Annotated in this window: 18 protein-coding genes, 1 pseudogene and 1 riboswitch; of the genes and pseudogenes, 13 read left to right on the forward strand and 6 right to left on the reverse strand. The window is 71.4% G+C overall.

The window, feature by feature from the left end; translation table 11 throughout:
• Positions 1 to 147 precede the first annotated feature (147 nt).
• Positions 148 to 1,353 carry an OmpL47-type beta-barrel domain-containing protein gene (locus ACFHWY_RS02250; RefSeq protein ID WP_416578362.1) on the reverse strand — a complete coding sequence of 402 codons (1,206 nt, stop codon included), beginning with the start codon at positions 1,351 to 1,353 and terminating at the stop codon, positions 148 to 150.
• Between the two features lie 249 nt (positions 1,354 to 1,602).
• A riboswitch (TPP riboswitch) is annotated at positions 1,603 to 1,711 on the forward strand.
• Here ACFHWY_RS02250 and thiE point away from each other — a divergent pair.
• The 7 genes and pseudogenes from thiE (at position 1,706) to thiC (ending at position 7,908) form a co-directional block, all read left to right on the forward strand.
• The gene (gene thiE / locus ACFHWY_RS02255; protein ID WP_416578363.1) at positions 1,706 to 2,332 is read left to right on the forward strand and encodes a thiamine phosphate synthase; all 627 of its coding nucleotides are present in this window, start codon (positions 1,706 to 1,708) and stop codon (positions 2,330 to 2,332) included. Its footprint overlaps the riboswitch before it by 6 nt.
• On the forward strand, positions 2,326 to 3,552 hold the full coding sequence (gene thiO, locus ACFHWY_RS02260) for a glycine oxidase ThiO (RefSeq protein WP_416578364.1): 1,227 nt from the start codon (positions 2,326 to 2,328) through the stop codon (positions 3,550 to 3,552). Before thiE ends, thiO begins: the two co-directional genes overlap by 7 nt.
• Entirely contained in the window at positions 3,543 to 3,743 is a 201-nt protein-coding gene (thiS, locus tag ACFHWY_RS02265; protein ID WP_416578365.1) for a sulfur carrier protein ThiS, read from the forward strand. The genes thiO and thiS overlap by 10 nt, the downstream gene beginning before the upstream one ends.
• Positions 3,744 to 3,748: 5 nt before the next feature.
• Positions 3,749 to 4,534: a thiazole synthase gene (locus ACFHWY_RS02270; RefSeq protein ID WP_416578366.1), complete on the forward strand. Its 786-nt coding sequence runs from the start codon at positions 3,749 to 3,751 to the stop codon at positions 4,532 to 4,534.
• 65 nt (positions 4,535 to 4,599) lie between these two features.
• A pseudogene (locus ACFHWY_RS02275) lies at positions 4,600 to 5,304 on the forward strand (thiamine phosphate synthase); the annotation flags it as partial.
• Between the two features lie 209 nt (positions 5,305 to 5,513).
• Complete coding sequence (thiD, locus tag ACFHWY_RS02280) at positions 5,514 to 6,302, forward strand: bifunctional hydroxymethylpyrimidine kinase/phosphomethylpyrimidine kinase (protein WP_416578367.1); 789 nt, start codon at positions 5,514 to 5,516, stop codon at positions 6,300 to 6,302.
• Between the two features lie 13 nt (positions 6,303 to 6,315).
• The gene (gene thiC, locus ACFHWY_RS02285; RefSeq protein WP_416578368.1) at positions 6,316 to 7,908 is read left to right on the forward strand and encodes a phosphomethylpyrimidine synthase ThiC; all 1,593 of its coding nucleotides are present in this window, start codon (positions 6,316 to 6,318) and stop codon (positions 7,906 to 7,908) included.
• Positions 7,909 to 7,991: 83 nt separating this feature from the next.
• On the opposite strand, the gene ACFHWY_RS02290 is transcribed toward thiC, so the two are convergent.
• The 4 genes from ACFHWY_RS02290 to ACFHWY_RS02305 form a co-directional block, all read right to left on the reverse strand.
• Positions 7,992 to 10,058 (reverse strand): hypothetical protein, encoded by a 2,067-nt coding sequence (locus ACFHWY_RS02290; protein WP_416578369.1) that lies wholly within the window; start codon positions 10,056 to 10,058, stop codon positions 7,992 to 7,994.
• Positions 10,059 to 10,136: 78 nt separating this feature from the next.
• On the reverse strand, positions 10,137 to 10,466 hold the full coding sequence (locus tag ACFHWY_RS02295; protein WP_416578370.1) for a cupin: 330 nt from the start codon (positions 10,464 to 10,466) through the stop codon (positions 10,137 to 10,139).
• The gene (locus ACFHWY_RS02300; RefSeq protein WP_416578663.1) at positions 10,463 to 11,413 is read right to left on the reverse strand and encodes an LLM class F420-dependent oxidoreductase; all 951 of its coding nucleotides are present in this window, start codon (positions 11,411 to 11,413) and stop codon (positions 10,463 to 10,465) included. The genes ACFHWY_RS02295 and ACFHWY_RS02300 overlap by 4 nt, the downstream gene beginning before the upstream one ends.
• Before the next feature lie 2 nt (positions 11,414 to 11,415).
• Positions 11,416 to 12,201: an ABC transporter ATP-binding protein gene (locus ACFHWY_RS02305; protein WP_416578371.1), complete on the reverse strand. Its 786-nt coding sequence runs from the start codon at positions 12,199 to 12,201 to the stop codon at positions 11,416 to 11,418.
• 267 nt (positions 12,202 to 12,468) lie between these two features.
• Here ACFHWY_RS02305 and ACFHWY_RS02310 point away from each other — a divergent pair, with 267 nt between their 5' ends.
• Entirely contained in the window at positions 12,469 to 13,494 is a 1,026-nt protein-coding gene (locus ACFHWY_RS02310) for an ABC transporter substrate-binding protein (protein ID WP_416578372.1), read from the forward strand.
• A 92-nt stretch (positions 13,495 to 13,586) separates the two neighbouring features.
• Positions 13,587 to 14,447, forward strand: a complete 861-nt coding sequence (locus ACFHWY_RS02315; RefSeq protein WP_416578373.1) for an ABC transporter permease — start codon at positions 13,587 to 13,589, stop codon at positions 14,445 to 14,447.
• Positions 14,448 to 14,449: 2 nt separating this feature from the next.
• On the opposite strand, the gene ACFHWY_RS02320 is transcribed toward ACFHWY_RS02315, so the two are convergent.
• Positions 14,450 to 15,631, reverse strand: a complete 1,182-nt coding sequence (locus ACFHWY_RS02320) for an ABC transporter substrate-binding protein (RefSeq protein ID WP_416578374.1) — start codon at positions 15,629 to 15,631, stop codon at positions 14,450 to 14,452.
• Positions 15,632 to 16,076: 445 nt separating this feature from the next.
• Between ACFHWY_RS02320 and ACFHWY_RS02325 the strand changes: the two genes are divergently transcribed.
• The 4 genes from ACFHWY_RS02325 to ACFHWY_RS02340 are packed head-to-tail and all read left to right on the forward strand — an operon-like array spanning position 16,077 to position 20,585.
• Positions 16,077 to 19,178 carry a nitrate- and nitrite sensing domain-containing protein gene (locus tag ACFHWY_RS02325; RefSeq protein WP_416578375.1) on the forward strand — a complete coding sequence of 1,034 codons (3,102 nt, stop codon included), beginning with the start codon at positions 16,077 to 16,079 and terminating at the stop codon, positions 19,176 to 19,178.
• Positions 19,175 to 19,582, forward strand: coding sequence for a roadblock/LC7 domain-containing protein (locus ACFHWY_RS02330; RefSeq protein ID WP_416578376.1), 408 nt, complete (start codon positions 19,175 to 19,177; stop codon positions 19,580 to 19,582). The genes ACFHWY_RS02325 and ACFHWY_RS02330 overlap by 4 nt, the downstream gene beginning before the upstream one ends.
• A 36-nt stretch (positions 19,583 to 19,618) precedes the next feature.
• Positions 19,619 to 19,981, forward strand: coding sequence for a DUF742 domain-containing protein (locus ACFHWY_RS02335; protein WP_416578377.1), 363 nt, complete (start codon positions 19,619 to 19,621; stop codon positions 19,979 to 19,981).
• Positions 19,962 to 20,585 carry a GTP-binding protein gene (locus ACFHWY_RS02340; RefSeq protein ID WP_092378552.1) on the forward strand — a complete coding sequence of 208 codons (624 nt, stop codon included), beginning with the start codon at positions 19,962 to 19,964 and terminating at the stop codon, positions 20,583 to 20,585. Before ACFHWY_RS02335 ends, ACFHWY_RS02340 begins: the two co-directional genes overlap by 20 nt.

Consider the following 20,585-nt stretch of genomic DNA (forward strand, 5'->3'; position numbering starts at 1 on the left):
CCCCACCCGGTGCGTTGATCATGAGGTTAGCGGCGTTCTTGATCTCCAGAACTGCCGCTGACCTCATGATCAACAGCGTGGGTGGGGTGGGTGGGCCCCGCCCGGGTGATGCCGGGCGGGGCCCTGGTGTTTGGTTGGGACGGTCACTCAGAGGCGACGCCCCGGGGCCAGCTGCGTGGGGTCGCCACCGAGGCGGCCGGCACCCTTGACGGACTCGACGCCGTTGGCCCGTACACCGGTCTTGCTGGCCGCGCCGCCGAGCCGGACGATCATGGCGTCGGCGTCGCGGATCAGCACGTCGCGAATCTCCGCCTCACCGACCAGCGAGGCGTCGCCGGCCAGGGTGCGGAACGCGGTGAGCTGGTTGACCGCCCGCCTGTCGTTGCCCTCCGCCTCCGCCGTGCGGGCGTTGGAGAGCCGCTTCGACAACTGGTTGTACGCCTTGTCGGTGCGCCGTCCCGTCGCCTTGAGCCGGTCCAGCAGGTTCTGCATGTCACGGATCGAGGTGGTGACGAAGAACCGGACCGTCGTGGTGGTCGCGTTGCCCGCCTTGTCGGTCGCGGTGACGGTCAGCTCGTGCATGCCCAGCGGCAACTCGTACATCGCCTGGAGCGTGCCGCTGGCGTACGGTCGGCCGTTGAGCTCGCCGACCACGCCGGCGATCCCCGAGGTGGGGTCGACCGCCTGCCAGGCCACCCGGACGTTCTGGCTGTCGCCGTAGAGCTGGCCGTCGGCGATGCCGGAGACCAGCAGCGTCGGCTTCGTGCCGTCGATCCGCACCACCGCCGACCTCAGCGTCTCGGCGTTGCCGGCGGTGTCGGTGGCCCGGTAGAGCAGCTCGTGGTCCCCGTCGCCGCTGATCTGCACCGGCTCGGTGTACGCCGTCCAGTCGCCGCCGTCCAGCGACCACGCCAGCAGCGCCACCCCGGATCCGGCGTCGGTCGAGGTGAGTACCATCGGAATGGTCCCGTCGTGCCAGCCCTCGTCGTTCGCCGGGGCGAACGACACGGTGCTGACCGGCGCGGTGGCGTCGATCCTGACCGTGACCGTCTTCGTCTCCTCCACGTTGCCGGCCTCGTCGACGGAGCGGAACCGCAGCTTGTGCCCACCATCGCCGGTCGCCGAGACCGGTGCGGTGTAGGCGGTCCACTCGGTGGCGTCGTCGAGTTGGTATTCGGTGCGGGCCACCCCGCTGCCGTCGTCGACGGCGGTCAGCGTGACCGTCGCCGGGCCGGTGAGCCAACCATCGACCGGAGTGCCGGACACCTCGGCCGTGGTGGCCGGCGCGATGTCGTCGACCGCTGGAAGGTGGCTGTCATCGGTAGGCGGGCACGGCGTGGTCGAGTTCGGCATTGTGTCGAGTCGCTGAACAAATTAATCCGTTGCAGAGGATGTATAGCAAGGCTTCGATTGGTAACGTTTCGGCAACGGTAGGTGGCATTCCTGTCAGGACCGGCGCAGAGCACCTACGCCTGTGCCGAAGAAACGGCCGCCTGTTAACGCCTCCGGTAGAGCAGGGGCCCTCTGTTGACACATCCGCCGTCGCGCCGCAGCCGGGCGCACGCCTTGGCAGCCTGGCGGATCTGTCGTACGGTGACACCCAAGTGACCCACGGGAGCCCGGTCGACCGGGCTGAGAGGGGGGCTGAGAGCCCCCGACCGTCGAACCTGATCCGGGTAATGCCGGCGCAGGGAGGAGTACCGCCATGCCGTCCCTGGGACGACTGCATCTGATCACCGACACCCGGCCCGGCCGGGATCCGCTCTCCGTACTGGCAGCCGTGCTGCCGTTGGCCCGTACCGAACTGGTGGTGCAGGTTCGGGTGGCGGACACCGCGACCGACCGCCAGGCGTACGACCTGGCTCGGCGAGTGGTCACGCTCACCGCGCAGTATGGGGCGACCTGCCTGGTCAACGACCGGCTGCATGTCGCGTTGGCGGTGGGGGCGGCCGGCGGCCACGTCGGCGCGGACGATCTGCCGGTGGCGGCAGCCCGGCAGGTGCTCGGTCCGACCGCCGTGCTGGGCGTCACCGCGCGAGAGCCGGGGACAGCCGTCGAGGCGGTGACCGCCGGCGCGAGCTATCTGGGTGTGGGCCCCTGCTACGCCACCACCACGAAGACCGGGCTGCCGCCGGAGATCGGCACGGCCGGCGTACAGGCGGTGGTGAAGGCGGTCGACGTGCCCGTCATCGCCATCGGGGGAGTGACCGCCGCTGCGGTGCCCGCGCTGCGGGCCGCCGGAGCGTACGGGGTGGCGGTGGTCGGTGCGCTTTCCGCTGCGGCGGACCCGGCCCGCGCCGCCGCCGAGTTGCTCCGGGGGCTCTCGTGTTAACAGGGGGCCCTTCTTCCAATGGAGGCGTCAACAGGGGGCGCTTTCTTACACCTGATGTCGTGGTGGTGGGGGCGGGGGTGGTGGGGCTGGCGATCGCGTGGCGGTGCGCGGCGCGCGGACTGCGGGTGTCGGTGCATGATCCGGCGCCCGGTTCGGGGGCCTCGCACGTCGCCGCCGGGATGCTGGCGCCGGTGGCCGAGGCGTACTTCGGCGAGCGGGAACTGACCGGACTGCTCACCGAATCCGCATCCCGGTGGCCCGGATTCGCGGCCGAGCTGGCCGAGGCGACCGGTGTGGACATCGGTTACCGGACCGAGGGCACGCTGGTGGTCGGGCTTACCGCGGACGATCTGACCGAGGCGCGCCGGCTGTGGGCGTACCAGCTGGGGTTGGGCCTGCCGGTGACGCCGTTGCGTCCCTCGCAGCTGCGTGAGCGTGAGCCGGCGCTGGCACCCCGGGTGCGGGGTGGCGCGCTCGCGGCCACCGACCATCAGGTCGACCCGCGCCGACTGGTGGCGGCGCTGCGTATCGCGGCCGAGCTGGCCGGCGCGGTGCTGGTCACCGAGCCGGTGCGCCGCCTGCGGGACGTGCCGGCCGGCGTGACCGTGGTCGCGGCCGGCTGCGGCGCCGCCGCCCTGACCGGGCTGCCGGTTCGCCCGGTCAAGGGCCAGGTGTTGCGGCTGCGCACGCCCGATGGGCGTCCGCCGGGCTTCCGGCATGTCGTGCGGGGGTACGCCGACGGCGAGCACGTCTACCTCGTCCCGCGGGACAGCGGTGAGGTGGTGGTGGGCGCGACTGTCGAGGAGCGCTCCGACCTGGTTGTCTGCGCGGGTGCGGTGCTGCGACTGCTGCGCGCGGCCGTCGACCTGGTGCCCGAACTCGCCGAGTACGACCTGGTGGAGACGCTGGCCGGGTTGCGCCCCGGTACGCCGGACAACGCCCCGATCCTGGGTCCGCTGCCGGGCCGACCGGATGTGCTGGTCGCCACCGGTCACCATCGGCACGGGATCGTGCTCACCCCGGTCACCGCGGACCTGATCGCCGGCCTGGTCACCGGTGACGGCGCCGACTCGCTGCTCGCCTCCTTCCGGCCGGACCGGTTCACCGCCGCGTCGGGTGCCGGTCCGCCCGCGTCCGGCGGCGTCGCATCCGTTCCGGCGGTCGGGTCGGGTGCTCGCACAACGTCCGAGCAGGCGATGGAGGATGACTCGTGGAACTGACGGTGAATGGTGTGGAGCGCAGCGTGCGCGACGGGGTCACGGTCGCAGAGCTGGTGCGGGACGTTTCCGGCCAGGAACGGGGCGTGGCGGTGGCCGTGAACGGCGAGGTGGTGCCGCGTACCGGCTGGCCGGCGAAGGCGCTGCGCGGCGGCGACCAGGTCGAGATGCTCAGCGCCGCCCAGGGCGGGTGAGCCCGATGGATGGCGAGCACACGGGCTTCGAGCTGGGCGGGGTTCGGTTCAATTCCCGGCTGATCCTCGGGACCGGCGGAGCCGCGAACCTGCACGTGCTGGAGCAGGCGATCCGCGCCTCCGGGGCCGAGATGGTCACCCTGGCGCTGCGGCGGGTGCAGGCGGTGCCGGGTCGCTCGGGCGGCCTGCTGGACCTGATCGACCGGTGTGACGTGCGGCTGCTGCCGAACACGGCTGGCTGCTACACGGCCGGCGAGGCGGTGAAGGTGGCCCGGCTGGCCCGGGACGCGTTCGGCACTGACTGGATCAAACTGGAGGTGATCGGCGACGAGCGCACACTGCTGCCCGACGGGGTGGAGTTGCTACGTGCCGCTGAGGAACTCGTCGACGACGGGTTCGTCGTGCTGCCGTACACCTCGGACGATCCGGTTCTGGCGCGGCGCCTCGCCGACGTGGGCTGCGCGGCGGTGATGCCGGCGGGCGCGCCCATCGGATCCGGCCTGGGGATCAACAATCCGCACCACATTCGGCTCATCCGGCAGGAGGTCGCGGTGCCGGTGATCCTGGACGCCGGCGTCGGCACCGCCTCCGACGCGGCGCTGGCCATGGAGCTGGGTTGCGACGCGGTGCTGCTGGCCAGCGCGGTCACTCGGGCGGCGGATCCGGTGGCGATGGCCACCGCGATGCGGTACGCGATCGAGGCCGGTCGACTCGCCCACGGTGCCGGCCGCATCCCCCGCCGCTTTCACGCCCTCGCGTCCACCACCCACGAAGGCCGTCCCGACCTGTGACCGCGCGGACTCAAGCTCTTGGTACGAGCCCGCCCCCGTACGGGCCGATCTGTGCCGAGACTCACGTGCTCCCGGGCGTCGTGCTGCTGACGGACCGGCGGGTGGCGCGCGGGCCGCTGGCGGCCGTGGTGGCGGCGGCCGTCGCCGGGGGAGTGCGCTGGGTGGTGCTGCGAGAGAAGGACCTGCCGCGCGCCGACCGGCTCGCCCTAGCTGCCGAGCTGCGGCCGATCCTGGCCGAGGCGGGCGGCACCCTCGTCGTTGCCGGCCCCGACCCGTTGCTCCCCGACCTGCTGCTCCCCGAGCAGGGACGCGACGTGAGCGGCGCCGGCCACGCAAGCGGCACCGCAGACGGTCCCGTCGAGGCGGCCACAGTAGTCACAGAGGTGCGGACGCCGACCGCGCTCCACCTGTCGGCGGCTGGCCCCTACCCGCCGCCGGCAGTGGACCTGGTCGGTCGGTCCTGTCACGACGAGGCGGAGCTGCGCCGGATCAGCAGCGAGGACTACGTCACCCTCTCGCCGGTCTACCCCACCAGGACGAAGCCCGGCTACGGCCCACCGTTGCTGCCCGAAGGGTTGGGGCAGTTGATCCGGCGGAGCCCGGTGCCGGCGCTGGCCCTGGGCGGCATCGAGACTTCGGCCCAGGTACGAGCCTGCGTCCAGGCCGGCGCCATCGGGGTGGCCGTCCTCGGAGCCCTCATGCGCGCCACCGACCCCCAGCGAGCGGCCACCACCCTCGTCGATGCCTTCGAACAGGCCGCCAGCTCCAGCACCCGAACCCCACCCCCACCAGCGCCCCCACCCCCACTCCCGAAGCACCGAACGGCCCGCCCCACGACGAGGCTGCGGCCGACCGTTCCCACGCAGGGATCAAGCCTGACCGCCCGGAGTGGGCACGGTCGGCCGCAGCCCTCCACAGTGACCAAAGCCCCGCAGCCCCGAACGAGCCCAGCGCAAGCCGAGAACCCCGAGGGAGAGACGTGACCCCCACCACCGTGCTCACCGTGGCCGGCTCCGACTCCGGCGGTGGCGCCGGCATCCAGGCCGACCTCAAGGTCTTCGCGGCGCTCGGCGCGTACGGCACGAGCGTCCTCACCGCGATCACCGCGCAGAACACCCGGGGCGTGGACGCTGTGCTACCGCTGCCGCCGCAGACCGTCACCGAACAGCTCGACAGTGTGTTGTCGGACTTCACAGTTCGGGCGGTCAAGACCGGAATGCTCGGTACCCCGGCCGTGGCGGGCGCGATCGCCGACGCGGCGGCGGCCGGCCGGCTGCCGCAACTGGTCGTCGACCCGGTGCTGGTGGCCACCAGCGGGCACCGGATCGGTGTGGTGGAGGCGGTGGAGCGGCTGCTGCCGTACGCCCGGGTGGCGACCCCGAACAGCGCGGAGGCGGCGGCCCTCACCGGGGCCGCGGTGACCGGTGTGGCGGAGATGACGGCGGCCGCCAGGGCCCTGACGGCCGGCGGGCCGGAGTGGGTGATCGTGACCGGCGGCGACGTGGACACCGGCGCGGAGGCGGTGGACGTGCTGCACGGCCCGGACGGGACGAGTGTGTTGCGCGGTCCCCGGGTGCCGACCCGCCACACCCACGGAACCGGATGCTCGTTCTCGGCGGCCATCGCCGTGCGGCTGGCGCTGGGCGACCCGGTGCCGGCGGCGGTCGCGACCGCCAAGGAGTACGTCACCCGTGCGCTGACCGGCGCGCGGGACTGGGAGTTGGGCGCGGGACGCGGCCCGATGGACCACTTCGGCTGGTCCGCCTGAGCAGGAGGTTGTCATGCAGGCACGTCACAAGGTGTACGTAGAGGGATCCCGGCCGGATGTCCGGGTGCCGTTCGCGGAGGTGGAGCTGACCGGGGACAACCCGCCGGTGCGGCTCTACGACACCGCCGGTCCGGGTTCGGACCCGGAGGTCGGGCTGGCCGCGCTGCGCGGACCGTGGATCGCCGAGCGGGGCGACGTGGCGCCGGTACGTGGTGCCGGTACCCCGTTGGGCGGGGTGGACGGGAAACGGCCGACGCAGCTCGCGTACGCGCGGGCGGGGATGATCACGCCGGAGATGGAGTTCGTGGCGATCCGGGAGGGCATGGCACCGGAGTTCGTCCGGGACGAGATCGCGGCGGGGCGGGCGGTGCTGCCGCTCAACATCAACCATCCGGAGTGCGAACCGGCGATCATCGGCAAGGCGTTCCTGGTCAAGGTCAACGCCAACATCGGTACCTCGGCCGTGACCTCTTCGGTGGCCGAGGAGGTGGAGAAGCTGACCTGGGCCACCCGGTGGGGCGCGGACACGGTGATGGACCTGTCCACCGGCAAGCGGATCCACGAGACCCGCGAGGCGATCGTGCGCAACTCGCCGGTGCCGATCGGCACGGTGCCGATCTATCAGGCGTTGGAGTCCGTCGGTGGCGATCCGGTGAAGCTGAGCTGGGAGGTGTTCCGGGACACCGTCGTCGAGCAGGCCGAGCAGGGCGTGGACTACATGACGGTGCACGCCGGCGTGTTGATGCCGTACGTGCCGTTGGCCGTCGACCGGGTGACCGGAATCGTATCGCGAGGCGGCTCGATCATGGCGGCCTGGTGCCTGGCGCACCACGAGGAGAACTTCCTGTACACCAACTTCCGTGAGCTGTGCGAGATCCTGGCTCGCTACGATGTGACGTTCTCGCTTGGCGACGGGCTGCGGCCCGGCTCGATCGCGGACGCCAACGACGAGGCGCAGTTCGCTGAGCTGCGCACCCTGGGCGAGTTGACCAGTGTGGCGTGGGAGTACGACGTCCAGGTCATGATCGAGGGCCCGGGGCACGTGCCGATGCACAAGATCAAGGAGAACGTCGACCTTCAGCAGGAGTGGTGCCACGAGGCGCCGTTCTACACGCTCGGCCCGCTGACCACAGACATCGCGCCCGCGTACGACCACATCACCTCGGCGATTGGGGCGGCGATGATCGGCATGTTCGGCACCGCGATGCTCTGCTATGTCACTCCGAAGGAGCACCTTGGGCTGCCGGACCGGGACGACGTGAAGGCCGGCGTGATCGCATACAAGATCGCGGCGCACGCGGCGGACCTGGCAAAGGGGCATCCGGGCGCGCAGGCGTGGGACGACGCGCTGTCCAAGGCGCGCTTCGAGTTCCGGTGGGAGGACCAGTTCAACCTCTCGCTGGATCCCGAGACCGCGCGGTCGTACCACGACGCGACCCTGCCCGCCGAGCCGGCGAAAACCGCACACTTCTGCTCGATGTGCGGACCGAAGTTCTGCTCCATGAAGATCAGCCAGGATCTCAAGGAGTACGCCGCCCGCGGCATGAAGGACAAGTCCGACGAGTTTCTCGCCGCGGGCGGGCGGGTCTACCTCCCGCTCGCCTGACCGGTCCGCCGGGCTCGGCTATCGGGTTCGGCGGGTGCAGCCGGTAGAGCAGGTGCCGCCCGGCCCGCGGGGGGTGGCCGGCGTCAGTCGCGGTGGTGTCGTCCGGAGGGGCGCAGGGAGCGGCGTCGCTCCTCCGACGGCTCGGGCGCGTCGTCGTCCAGCGGCCGGCTCAGCCCGGCCACCCAGTCGACGTACTCCTCGTCCTGGGCCGGCAGTGACTCGTCACGATCGGCCGCCGCACCGGTCTCCCCGGAACGCGACTTACCGCGGCGGAACAGTCCGCGCCGGCCTCGCTCTGCCTCGCTGTCCGGCTGGACGTCTTCGGCTCGGGCAGCGGGTGGCTTGGCGAAGGCCGCCGACACGTTCCGGGCGGTGGCCGCCGGGTCGGTGCCGGTGTCCGCTACGACGCTGCCGCTGCGGGCAGGGCTGGTGGCGGTACCGGCTGTGCTGGCGGTGTCGGTGTCGATGGGGTCGGTGGTGGTCACGGTTGGGTCGGTGGTGGCGTGCGGTGCGGGCGCGGTGGCCGGCTGCGGGACGCGCGGACCTGCGGGGGCGAAGGCGTTCCAGGCCGTTGCCCGGTTCAGGTCGGGCATCGGGAACCGCTGCCCGGGTCGCCGTGCCGCCTCGGCTGGGGTCACCTCGACCGACTCGACTGCGGCGGTATCCGGTGCGGCGGAGACGGGCGTCGAGGGGACGGACGCGGGCTCGGTGTGCACCCCGAGATCTGCTCCGGCAGGCGGCATCTCGGTGATCGGGGAATCGGTGGGCGTCCGGGTACGACGGGGCGCCGGGGCCTTTGCGGGTGGTGCCGCCAGGACCTCGTCCGTCGGCTCGACGGCGCGGACCTCGGACCGGATGTCGCTGCCGTCACCCACCGACGCTGAGTCGCCTGTCACCAGCGGCTGGTCGCCGTCCGGCCCGCCGTCGCCGTCGGCCAGCTCGTCTCCCGCCGATGCGAGGGCGGCACCTGCCTCCGTCGACTCCGGGCTGGCCGCAACCCCGACCGGGGACGCCGTCGGGTGGGCAGACGTCGCCGGCCCGGCTGATGCGTTGGAGCGCGCATCCGGCCAGTGCCAGTGCGGCGGGGATCCTTCGGCGGTGTCGGTGGACTGGTCCGCGCTGGTGCCCGTACCAGCGGCGGCCGGTCCCGCGCCGGCCGGGCGGTCGATGACCACCACCTGGCCGGTCGCGGTGGACTTCGGGTCAGTCGGCCCTTTGGTCGACGCTGGCAGGGCCGGGACCTCCGGAAGCGGCTGGAGGATGGCGGTTGGTTCGACGACCGTGTCGGCGGTGGTCGGCCTTCTGGGCGGCCAGGGCAGCAGCACGGCGGTGGCCGAGCCGAGCGCGCCGACGGCGACTGCGACCAGCGCGCCGTAGTAGGGCGTGAGCTGGTAGCGGTCGCTGGCGTTGCCGGGACCGGCGGCCAGGTAGGCGAACGCCACCAGCACTGGACCGGCTGCCCCGGTCGGCACGCTGACCAGCGGTGGCTGCCCGCGCCGCCGGGCCAGGGCCGCGGTCGCCGCGCCGAAAAGCAGGGCCACCGTCGGCAGGATCAGCAGCGCCAGTTGCTGCGCCGCGTCGGCGGAGAGCCATTCCGGCTCCAGCACACCGAGGCGAACTGGGGTCAGTGGCCCGCTCGCGCCCAGTGACGGTAGGACCGACAGCAGCGCCAGTAGCCAGACCACCGCGGCCACCACCGCCATGTTCCAGCCGAGTGGTGGCCGGACCAGCACGGCCAGCGCGGCGCCCCCGCCGATCACCGCGCCGAGGCCGGCACAGATCGCCACGGCCCAGACCGGGTCGACCGAGACGAGTTCGGCGCCACGGGCCGGTCGCATGCACAGCGGCGCCACGACCAGGGCGCCAAGGGCGGCGCTGCCCGCGACGGCCAGCTGCCTGGTGGTCCCGGTGAGCTGCCCGCCGGGGCGGACCAGCCGCTCGGCGAGGACGGCACCGACCACGGCGGCGTTCGTGGCGAACCAGCCGGCCCAGACGAGCTGGGCCGGCCACTCGTTGACGCTCACGCCGGTGAACGACCCGGTGAGCCGGACGACGCCGAAGCCGAAGGCGAGGCCGAGTTGCCCGGCGCCGGCCAGCAGGCTGACGCCGAACGCCGTGAACAGAAGTCGGCTCGATGTCCGATGGGCCATGACCGGCACGTTACGGTCCGTCGTCACCGAGCGCCACCGGCGCGCCGTGTGACGCCGGAGTACCTGCTGGCGGCGGGTCTACTTGAACTCGACCAGCCGGGCCAGGTATGTCGTGTCTCCGACGTTGGTGAGCATGTGTACGGCTCCCGGGTCGCGGTAGACCACCCCGCCGGTCGGCTCGTCGGCGTCGATCCTGGTGCCGTCGATGGTCTGTACGACGTTCTTCGCGCCCTGGACGGCCACCACGAGGTAGGGGTGGTCGTGCCGGTGCAGCGGCTGCCGCTCGCCCGGCTCCAGCCGGATGTGCCAGACCCGGACCCGATCGTTCTCGAAGACGACCTCCTGCCCCACCGGGCCGAGGGTGGGCTCGTGCCCGAGTGGGCGGCGCTCCAGCGGTGTCCCGGTCATGGGGTTCCGTCCAGTCGGGGGAGCACCTCGGCGGCGATCAGCTCCAGGTGGTCCAGGTCGTCGAGGTCGATCAGGCGCAGGTGTACCCGGGAGGTGCCGATCGCCGCGAACTCGCCGATCCGGTCGACCAACTGTTCCGGGGAGCCGACCACCGGGTCCTCGGGCGGCAGCGCGCTCTTCACCTGCAGCGGCGCGGCCCGCCGCCGCGCGTCGGCGTCGGTACGGCCGATGGCCACCACGATGCCGGCGGAGAGGGTCAGCGGCGGGCGCCCCGAGCCGCTGCGGGCGACCCGGTGACCCGCCTCGCGTACCCGGTCGTACGCCTCGGCGGTCTGTTTGATGCTGGTGAAGGGCACGTTGAACTCGTCGGCGTAGCGGGCTGCCAGCTCGGGCGTGCGCTTGAGGCCGCGTCCGCCGACGATCACCGGCGGTCCCGGGGTCTGTACCGGCTTGGGTAGGGCGGGACAGTCGGTGAGCCGGTAGTGGTCGCCGGTGTAGGTGAAGGTCCCGCCGGACGGGGCGCTCCACAGTCCTGTGATCACTTCCAGCTGCTCTGCGAGCCGGTCGAAGCGTTCGCTGGTGCCGGGGAAGGGGATGCCGTACGAGGCGTGCTCACGGGCGTACCAGCCGGCACCGATGCCCAACTCGACCCGGCCGCCACTCATCTGGTCGACCTGGGCCACCATCACCGCCAGCGGGCCGGGCGGCCGGAAGGTCGCCGACGTGACCAGGGTGCCCAACCGGATCCGGCTGGTCTCCCGGGCGAGCGCCGCCAGCGTCAGCCAGGCGTCGGTCGGGCCCGGCAGGGCCGGCTCGTCGCCCATGGCCTGGTAGTGGTCGGCACGGAGGAAAGCGTCGAACCCGCCGTCCTCGGCGAGCCGGGCGAATCGGAGCTGGTCGTCGTAGCTGGCGCCCCGGTGTGGCTCGGTGAAGACGGCCACCCGCATGCTCATCGTCCCTTCGTGCCGGCGGTCGCCGGCTGCTCGCGTTCCATGAGCAGTTCGTGCAGGTCCGCACTGACCTGGGCGACGTCCGCTAAGTGGGCGTTGCGACCGAGGGTGCGGGGCCGGGGAATGGCCACCTCGACGACCTTGCGGACCCGGCCGGGACGCGGGCTGAGCACCACCACCCGGTCGGCCAGCAGCACTGCCTCGTCGATGGAATGGGTGACGAAGACGACGGTCGCGCCGTTGCGCATGTGCACCCGCTGCAACTCCCCGGCCAACTCCTCGCGGGTGAGCGCGTCCAGCGCCGAGAACGGCTCGTCCATCAGCATCACCCGGGGGTCGCCGATCAGCGACCGGCACAGCGACACCCGCTGCTGCATACCGCCGGACAGCTCGTGCGGCAGTCGCTTCTCGAAGCCGGCGAGGCCGGCCACCTCGAGCAGGTCGCGCGCCCGGTCCCGGTAGTCGGCGCGCTTCCAGCCGAAGATCTCCACCGGTAGCAGGACATTGTCCAGCACCGTGCGCCACGGCAGCAGGGCTGGCCGTTGGAAGAGCATGGCGATGTCCCGGCGCGGCCCGGTGACCGGGGCGTCGGCGACGGTGATCCCGCCGGAGGAGACCGGGATCAGGCCGGAGATCAGGCGCAGCAGCGTGGACTTGCCGCACCCGGAGCGGCCGAGTACGGCGACGAACTCACCCTCCGCGACATCGAGGGTGATGCCGCGTAACGCCTCGACCCGGCCGGCGCGGCCTTCGAAGGTGCGCGAGACCTCGGACAGTCGGATCATCTCCGGCGGGCCTCCCCTGAGTGGGTAGTCAGGAATCTGCCAAAGGCTAGCCGCTCCCGTCCCTATCGCACCGTCCGGGGGTGGACATCACTTTGTTCCCGTTCCGCAACCCGGTACGCCTGGCGTCGCAAAGGTGGGCTTCTCGTACGCTGTGCCCGCGAAGAGTCCCCCTCGTACGCGGTGCCGGCTTGATTCCCAGTCCGACGCCGCCCCGACAACTCCCTTCCGGCGGCCCGACGCCCCGGTTGGAAAGGACAAGGTGCACTGATGAGAAGGCTGACCCGCACGGTCGCCGCGGCCACGATGGCCACCGCCCTCGCCATGGTCTCCGCGTGTAGCAGCGGCTCGGACGACGCCGACGACAACGGCGTGGGTGCGTCGTTGGAGCAGGTGACCTACCTCACGTCGTTCGGCAACTTCGGCCGTGACGCCTACGCCTGGGTGGCCAAGGAGAAAGGCTTCTTCAAGGACGCCGGCTTCGAGGTCGAAATCAAGCCCGGGCAGGGCACCGGCTCGGTCATCCAGACCGTAGTCGGTGGGCAGGCGCACTTCGGCCCCATCGACCTGACCGGTGGTCTGCTCCAGCTCGGCAACGGCGACGCCAAGGACTTCGTCGCGGTGGCCGCCATCCAGCAGCGCACGATGGCGGCCATCGCCACCGTCGAGGGCACGGGCATCAACACGCCGAAGGACCTGGAGGGCAAGAAGCTCGCCGACACCCCCGGTTCGGTGGTCCGCAACCTCTTCCCGACGTACGCCCGGCTGGCCGGCATCGACTACACGAAGGTGACCTGGGTCAACGGAGAGGCACAGACCCTGATGGGGACCCTGGCCTCCGGCTCGGTCGACGGCATCGGCCAGTTCGTCGTCGGCCAGCCGACCATCGAGACGGTGACCAAGAAGAAGGCCGTCATGCTGCCGTACAGCAACGTGATGCAGGACCTCTACGGCAACGTGCTGATCACCTCCAAGCAGTACGCCAGCGAGAAGCCGGAGCAGGTCAAGCGGTTCACCGAGGCTCTGCTCAAGGGCCTGGAGTACGCCCTGGCGAACCCGCAGGAAGCGGCCGAGATCCTGGCCAAGAACGCCGAGGCCGTGAACCCCGCGGCGGCCGCCGCCGAGATGGAGCTGATGGCCGGGTACGTCCGCTCCAGCAACTCCGGCACGGCGCTGGGCACGCTGGACAGCGGTCGGGTCGCCAAGAGCATCGCAATCCTGCGTGGTGCGGACGCCCTGAAGTCGGACCTCACCCCCGACCAGATCATCGATTTCAGCCTCGCGCCAGCGGCCTGAGACCGGCCAGCTCCACACGGGGTACGCCGCACCGGTTCGCCGGTGCGGCGTACCCCGCCCCTGTCAACGCAGACAACCGCAGGAGGAACCCGATGACCGACGTCCGCTTACGGCAGCCGGAGGCGACGCTCGCTCCCGAGCAGTCCCCGGCCGTACCAGGCGACCGGCGGTGGCGACCGGAGCGCCTGCGGGCCGGCGTGGTCACGGCGCTGCTGCCGGCCGTCGGGCTGCTGGTCGCGCTGGCCACCTGGTGGCTGGTGGCCCGGCTGGAGTTGATCCACCCGGCTGCCCTGCCGCCGCCTGGTGACGTGCTGGCCGCCTTCTTCGCGCGGCCGGTGCGGCTCCTGGAGCACACCGTCGCGACCACCGGCGAGATCCTGTTCGGCTTCGCGCTCTCCGTGGTGGCCGGGGTGCTGATCGGCCTGGCGCTGGCCGCCTCCCGGACGGTCGAGCGAATGTTCACCCCGCTGCTCGTCGCCGTCAACGCGGTGCCGAAGATCACCCTCGGTCCGCTGCTGGTGGTGGCGCTCGGCTGGGGTCAGAAGCCCATCCTGACCATGGTTTTCCTGCTCTGCTTCTTTCCGATCGTGCTGTCCACCGCGACTGGCCTGACGACCACGTCGGCCGAGCTGGCCGAACTGGTGCGGTCCTGGAACGCCTCCCGCTGGCAGGCGTTCCGCAAGATCCGGTTTCCGGCCGCGTTGCCGCAGATTTTCGTCGGCCTAAAGGTCGCCATGCCGCTTGCCGCGATCGGTGCCGTCATCGGCGAGTTCCAGGCCGGCGAAGGTGGTCTCGGCTACGTCATCCAGCAGTACGCCGGCATCGGCGACACCGCCACCGCGTGGGCGGCGATCATCCTGGTCGCCCTGGTCAGCATTCTGCTCTACGCCGCGCTGGTGTTAGCCGAGCGCCGCAGCCTGCCCTGGCTGCGCGAGACCACCTCCAGCCGCTGACGTCAGCTCTGCAACCGCCACCTGCCGTTGCGGGCGACGAGGGTCGTCAACGCCTGCGGCATCAGCCCGGAGTGGTTGTCCGGCGTCAACCGGATCGGCCCCGACAGACCGTCCATCTGGGACGTCTCCAGCACGTCGCGGAGGGCGTCCCGGTCGACCTCGCCGGCCGGCCCACCGGCGCGCATTTCGGCGTCGGCGATCAGCTGGACCGCGTCCGCGGCGAATGACGCCGAGCCGTGGTAGCCGCCGAACCGGGCGGTGTAGTCCTGGAACCACTGGCGGCGGGCGGCCTTCGCCGGGGTGGTCGCGATCACGTCGTCGATCACCATCGTCTGGGTGAAGACCAGGGTGGCCCGCTCCGTCGCCCGGGCTGCCGAACCGAGGAAGAGATCACCGGCAGCCGAGGCGTCGAGCAGAAGGGCGCCATCGAAGCCGGCCTGCTTGACCGCGCTGGTGGCGAGCATGGCCTGCTCCGGCGGGGTCCAGATGACCAGGGCGTCGGGCTCGGCCGCGGTCAACGTCGCGGCCTGCCGGTCCAACTCGGTGTCGGTACCCCGAACGGAGGCCCGGGCCAGTACCTCGATTCCGACCTTGGCGAACTCGCGGTCCAGCGCGGTGGCGCCCTCCTGGCCGTAGGCGTCGTCGCTGCGTAGGAGGCCGACCGTTTCGATGTTGCGGCGACGCAGTTCGACGGTGAGTGCGGCGGCGTTGTCGGGGGCGTTCGGTGCCAGCTTGAACATGTACCGGCGTTCCGCCACCGGGCTCGTCACGGCGCCGGCCGCGGCGAGCGCGACGGTGGGGATCCGCTCCTCGTCGACGGTGCGCACCGCGCCGACTGCGCATTCGTTGCAGCCGCCCATGATGATGGCGGTGACCTGCGGATTATTGCTGAAGTCGGCGATGTTCCGCAGTGACTCACTGGCATCGGAACGGTTGTCTTTCGGTAGAAGTTCGATCGTCCGTCCGTTCAGCGCGCCCGAGGCGTTCAACTGCTGGATCTTCAGCTCCAGTGCCTGCCGGTACGCCTTGCCGACCCCGGCTGCCGCGCCGGAGAGCTCCAGGTCGGCGGCGATCACGATCGGGCTCGTGTCCTGCTCCTGCCCTCCGAACTGGCAGCCGGCGAGTGTGGTGGCCAGCAAGGCCGACACGAGCGCCGTGGTGGTCATCGAGCGGTAGGGGGTCAACTGTGTCCTCCTGAAACGGCGCGGGCGGGGCCCGGTCACCGGCGGCGTATCCATCCCTTGTGGATATTGGGATGGCTCTGCCGTACCGTGTGCGCGAAGCCTGCAAAACCTTGCCAATGCCGGGCGCTGCGGTCAAGCGGACCGCTGGCTGCTTCTCGGGACGTGGATCTCACATGTTGGTGTAACCAGATGTTTTCAAATGCTAACTGTGGCGACATGCTCGACCACTCTGGAGTGACATCCCCTGTTCAAGGGTGCTGTGGAAATGTAGGTATTAGTTGACCGGATCACGGGATGCGTGCCCTCCGACCGTTTCCTTCCCGCCTGCGGCTTCCCAAACACGATCTCGTCTGATGCAATCGCGGCCGTGCCGCGCATGGCGCCGGCCGTCGCTCCAGGGGCGGGCCGATGGCTCGGGCGGAAAGAAGACGACGGAGGCGATGTCGTGAGCACCGGACTGACGACCCTGTCCGCCAGCGGTGATGCCGCGCACCAGCGGCGCGGTCGGCTACCCCGGCTGCGGGACGCCCGGATCCGGTCCAAGCTGGCGCTGATCCTGGTCGTTCCGGTGGCCGCCGTCATCGCGCTGGCCACAGTCCGACTGGTCTCCGTCGGTGAGGGCGCCTACGACGCGACCCAGGCGCGGGCACTCACCGCGCTCTCCATCGACATTTCGGCGTTGACGAACGACCTGCACGTCGAACGGATGACGGCGGCGGCCTACCTCGCCGCCTCCTCCCCGCAGGCCGACGCGTACAACCTGCGGGTCCGGCAGACCCAGAAGCGGGTCGACGAGTACCGCGCCGAGCGCGCCCGGGTCGGCGACACCCCCGCCGCGGTCCGGGACCGGCTCGCCGTCATCGACGCGCACCTGGACACCCTCGACGGCACCAGGCAGGAGGTGCTCGACCGCCAGCAGATGGAGGTGGCCGAGGCGACCCTTCGCTACGGTGTGGTCCTGACCGACCTGGTCGCCTACGGCGACGGACTGGCCCAACTGCCCGGCGACGAAGAACTTGGTGACAGCCGCCGGGCAGTCGCCGCCTTCGCGCGCGCCAAGGCGGCCGTCGCGGAGGAGGAGGCGGTCGCCTTCACCGCGCTGAGTTCCGGTCGGCTGGACAGCGAGCAGTTCTCCGCGTTCGTCGCGACACTCACCGGGCAGCAGGAGGCGTTGGTGGCCTTCTCGCTGGCCGCCGACCCGATCCAGCGCGCCCTGGTCGAGAGCACCGTCTCCGGCGACGCCGTGGTGCTCGCCGACCGGATCGCCACCGACCTCAGCCGGTCGGTGAACCGACGTGCGCCGTTCACCGCGCAGGAGGCCACGGCCTCGATCGGCGCGGTGAACGAGCTGATGCGCTGGGCTGAGATCGAGCTGCAGGACCGCCTGTTTAGCCAGGCCGAGCAGGCGCGCTCGGACGTCATCCGGCAGGCCGTCATCGAGACCACTCTGGTGCTGCTCACACTGATCATCGCGGTGACCCTGGCCGTGGTGCTGGCCCGCTCGCTGAACCACTCGCTGCGCCGGCTGCGCGAAGGCGCGCTCTCGGTGGCCAACCACGACCTGCCGGAGGCGGTGCGCCGGCTGCAGGGGATGGGCAACGTCAGCGACGGCGGTGTCGACGAGATCGTCCGGGAGGTACGGGACCCGATCCAGCTCAGCAACCGCGACGAGGTGGGGCAGGTCGCCCTGGCCTTCAACGTCGTACACCGGGAGGCGGTCCGGGTCGCGGCCGAACAGGCAGCCCTGCGGACCAGCGTCTCGGCGATGTTCCTGAACCTGGCTCGTCGTAGTCAGAACCTGGTCGACCGCATGATCGGTGAACTCGACGCGATCGAGCGGGGTGAGGAGGACCCGAAGCGCCTCGCCCAGTTGTTCGAACTCGACCACCTCGCCACCCGGATGCGCCGCAACGACGAGAACCTACTCGTGCTGGCCGGGGCGGACTCGACCGTGCCACGCCGCGAGGACGCCCTGCTGGTGGACGTCCTGCGGGCCGCTCAGTCCGAGGTGGAGCTCTACAACCGGATCGAGTTCGGCACCGTCGACACCGACGTGTCGGTGGCCGCCCACGCGGTCAACGACGTGGTGCGGCTGGTGGCGGAGCTGCTCGACAACGCCACCCGATTCTCACCGCCGAACACCACCGTCGTCGCCGACGGCCGGCGGATTCGGGACTACGTGCTCATCCAGGTCGAGGACCGGGGCCTCGGACTGACCGATGAGCAGATGGACTCGCTCAACCGGCGGCTCGCCGAGCCCTCCAGCGTTGATGTCTCGGCCTTCCGCCTGATGGGTCTCGCGGTGGTCAGCCGCCTCGGAGCCCGCTACGGGATCCGGGTCGAACTGCGCCGCAACGTGGAGGGCGGCACGGTCGCCCAGGTCACCCTGCCCTCCGCCACGGTGGTGCTGCCCAGCCTGCGCGGTCGCGATCAGGCGATCATCCGGCCCCGGCAGCAGCTCGCCGTCGAGCAGACCCCGGTGGCGCCGGCCGGCTTCAACGAGCCGACCGGCGGCACGGGACGCGGCAACACCGCGACGCTGGCCGACGGATGGCGTAACAGCACGCCGTCCTCCGGGCCCTGGCCGGCCACCGAGTCCGTGCCCGACAGCCCGCCGCCGGCCCGTACGCCACCACCGGCGTTCGCCGGCGGATTCAACGCGGGCACCCCGACCGTGGCCCAGACCACCCTCGACCCGCTGCTGACCCGGGGCGCCGGCGGCCATGCCGAACCGGCCGCGCCCGGGCTGCCGGTGGGCCCCGTCGCCGGTGCGGCCGTGCCCGCCCCGACGGGATTCGCCCCGGGCGCTGGTCAGGACTCCGCCAATGCGGGCTACGGCACGTCCGGCTACCAGGGCGGGCTGGGTGCCAGCCTCGCGGCGACCGCCCCGATGACAACGACCGCGCCGATCACCGCTGCGCCAGAGCCGACCGCCGACTCGCCGATCTTCCGGGAGATGGAGGCGGTCTGGTTCCGGTCGCACGGCAACGACGCGACCGCCATCTTCAGCCGGCCGCAGTTCGACGAGCCGGCACCGGCAGCCGGTCCACCGGCGCAAACCTCCGGGCCGACCAGGGGACGGAGCCCGTTGCCCACCCGCACGCCGGGCGCGGCGGCCACTGGGACGCCCGCGCCGCCGCCGTCGTACGATTCGCCGGTGACTGTGGCAGCCGGCCCGCCGCCCAGGACGCCGATGGCCCCGCCGCCCGCCGTGGCGCCGCCCGCCGCGCGCCCGCCCGCCGCGCCTGCGCCGAGCAGCGGAGCGGAGGACGATGCCTGGCGGACAGCGGCCGACGAGGGCTGGTCACGAGCCAGCCGGGCGGCCGAGCCCACCCCCGACGGGACGACTCGGTCGGGCCTGCCGAAGCGAGTACCCCAGGCGCAACTCGTGCCCGGTGGTATCGAGCCACGCAGCGGGCGTGAGCACAGCCGCCGGACCCCGGACGAGGTACGTGGTCTGCTGTCGGCCTACCACCGCGGCGTCCAGCGTGGCCGGACGGCCGGGGCGAGTCAGAACAGCACTTCGACCAAGGAGACGAGCCGATGAACAGGCCAGCGGCCATGCAGGACATGGGTTGGCTGCTCAGCAACTTCGCCGACAGCGTGGCGGGCATCGCCCACGTGGTGGCGGTGTCCGCGGACGGGCTGTTGCTGGCTTCCTCCCGCGACCTGCCAGGGGATCGGGCGGACCAACTCGCCGCGATCACCTCCGGCGTGGTGAGTCTGACCGAGGGTGCCGCGCGGATGTTCAGCGCCGGCGGAGTGTTGCAGACAGTCATCGAGATGGACAGCGGCTACCTGTTCCTGATGTCCATCAGCGACGGGTCGTCGATGGCGGTGCTCGCGGCGCGCAGCTGCGACGTCGGCCAGGTTGGCTACGAGATGGCGCTACTGGTGGAACGGGTCGGTGCGGCGCTGGTGCCGCTGCCCCGGGATGCGGTGCGGTCATAACAGGCACGTGCCCGCGGGCGGAGGAGGTGATTGCGGATGGAGCATCGGCGTGACCCACGTGGTGCGTTGGTCCGGCCGTATGCGGTCACCCGGGGCCGGACCGAGCCACTGCAGGACATTGCCCTGGAGGCGGTGCTGGTGGCCGGTCCGAGCCAGATCGCCGAGTCGCGCTTTGCCGGGCACGACAAGCATCGCATCGCCATGGTCTGCGACGGCCGGCCCGAGTCGTTGGCCGAGATCGCCGCGTACACCCGGTTGCCACTGGGTGTCGCCCGGGTGTTGGTCGCGGACATGGTGGCCGAGGGCTTGTTGACGCTACAGACGGCCGCTCCCGCCACAGGGTACGAGGAGCGGATGGAAATGCTGGGAAGGGTGCTGAGTGGACTTCGCGAGCTATGACCCCGCCGGGGCCCGCCAGAGCCGGGGAATCATCTCCGCGAAGATCGTCGTCGCGGGTGGCTTCGGTGTCGGCAAGACGACGCTGGTCGGTGCGATCTCCGAGATCACACCGCTGACCACCGAGGCGGTGATGACCGCGGCGGGCGTCGGTATCGATGACCCGTCCAACGTGCCGGGCAAGGAGACCACCACGGTCGCCATGGACTTCGGCCGGATCACCATGGCACAGGATCTGATCCTGTACCTCTTCGGGACGCCAGGACAGACCCGGTTCTGGTTCATGTGGGACGAAATCATCCGAGGCGCGGTGGGCGCCGCCGTACTGGTGGACACCCGCCGGATCGCCGACGCCTTCGCGCCGCTGGACTACTTCGAGAACCGCAACCTGCCGTACGTGGTGGCGCTCAACCGGTTCGACGGTGCGCCGCAGTACGAGCTGGACGAGGTACGCGAGGCATTGGCCATCTCACCGGACGTGCCGTTGGTGATGACCGACGCCCGGCAACGTGAGCCGGTCAAGCGGGTACTGGTGACCGTGGTCGAGCACGCGATGGCGCGGCTACAGGCTGAGCACGATCGTGGCTTCCCGACCCCGGTCGGCTGA

Source organism: Micromonospora sp. LOL_024, assembly GCF_048060415.1.
In the GTDB taxonomy this organism is placed as follows: domain Bacteria; phylum Actinomycetota; class Actinomycetes; order Mycobacteriales; family Micromonosporaceae; genus Micromonospora.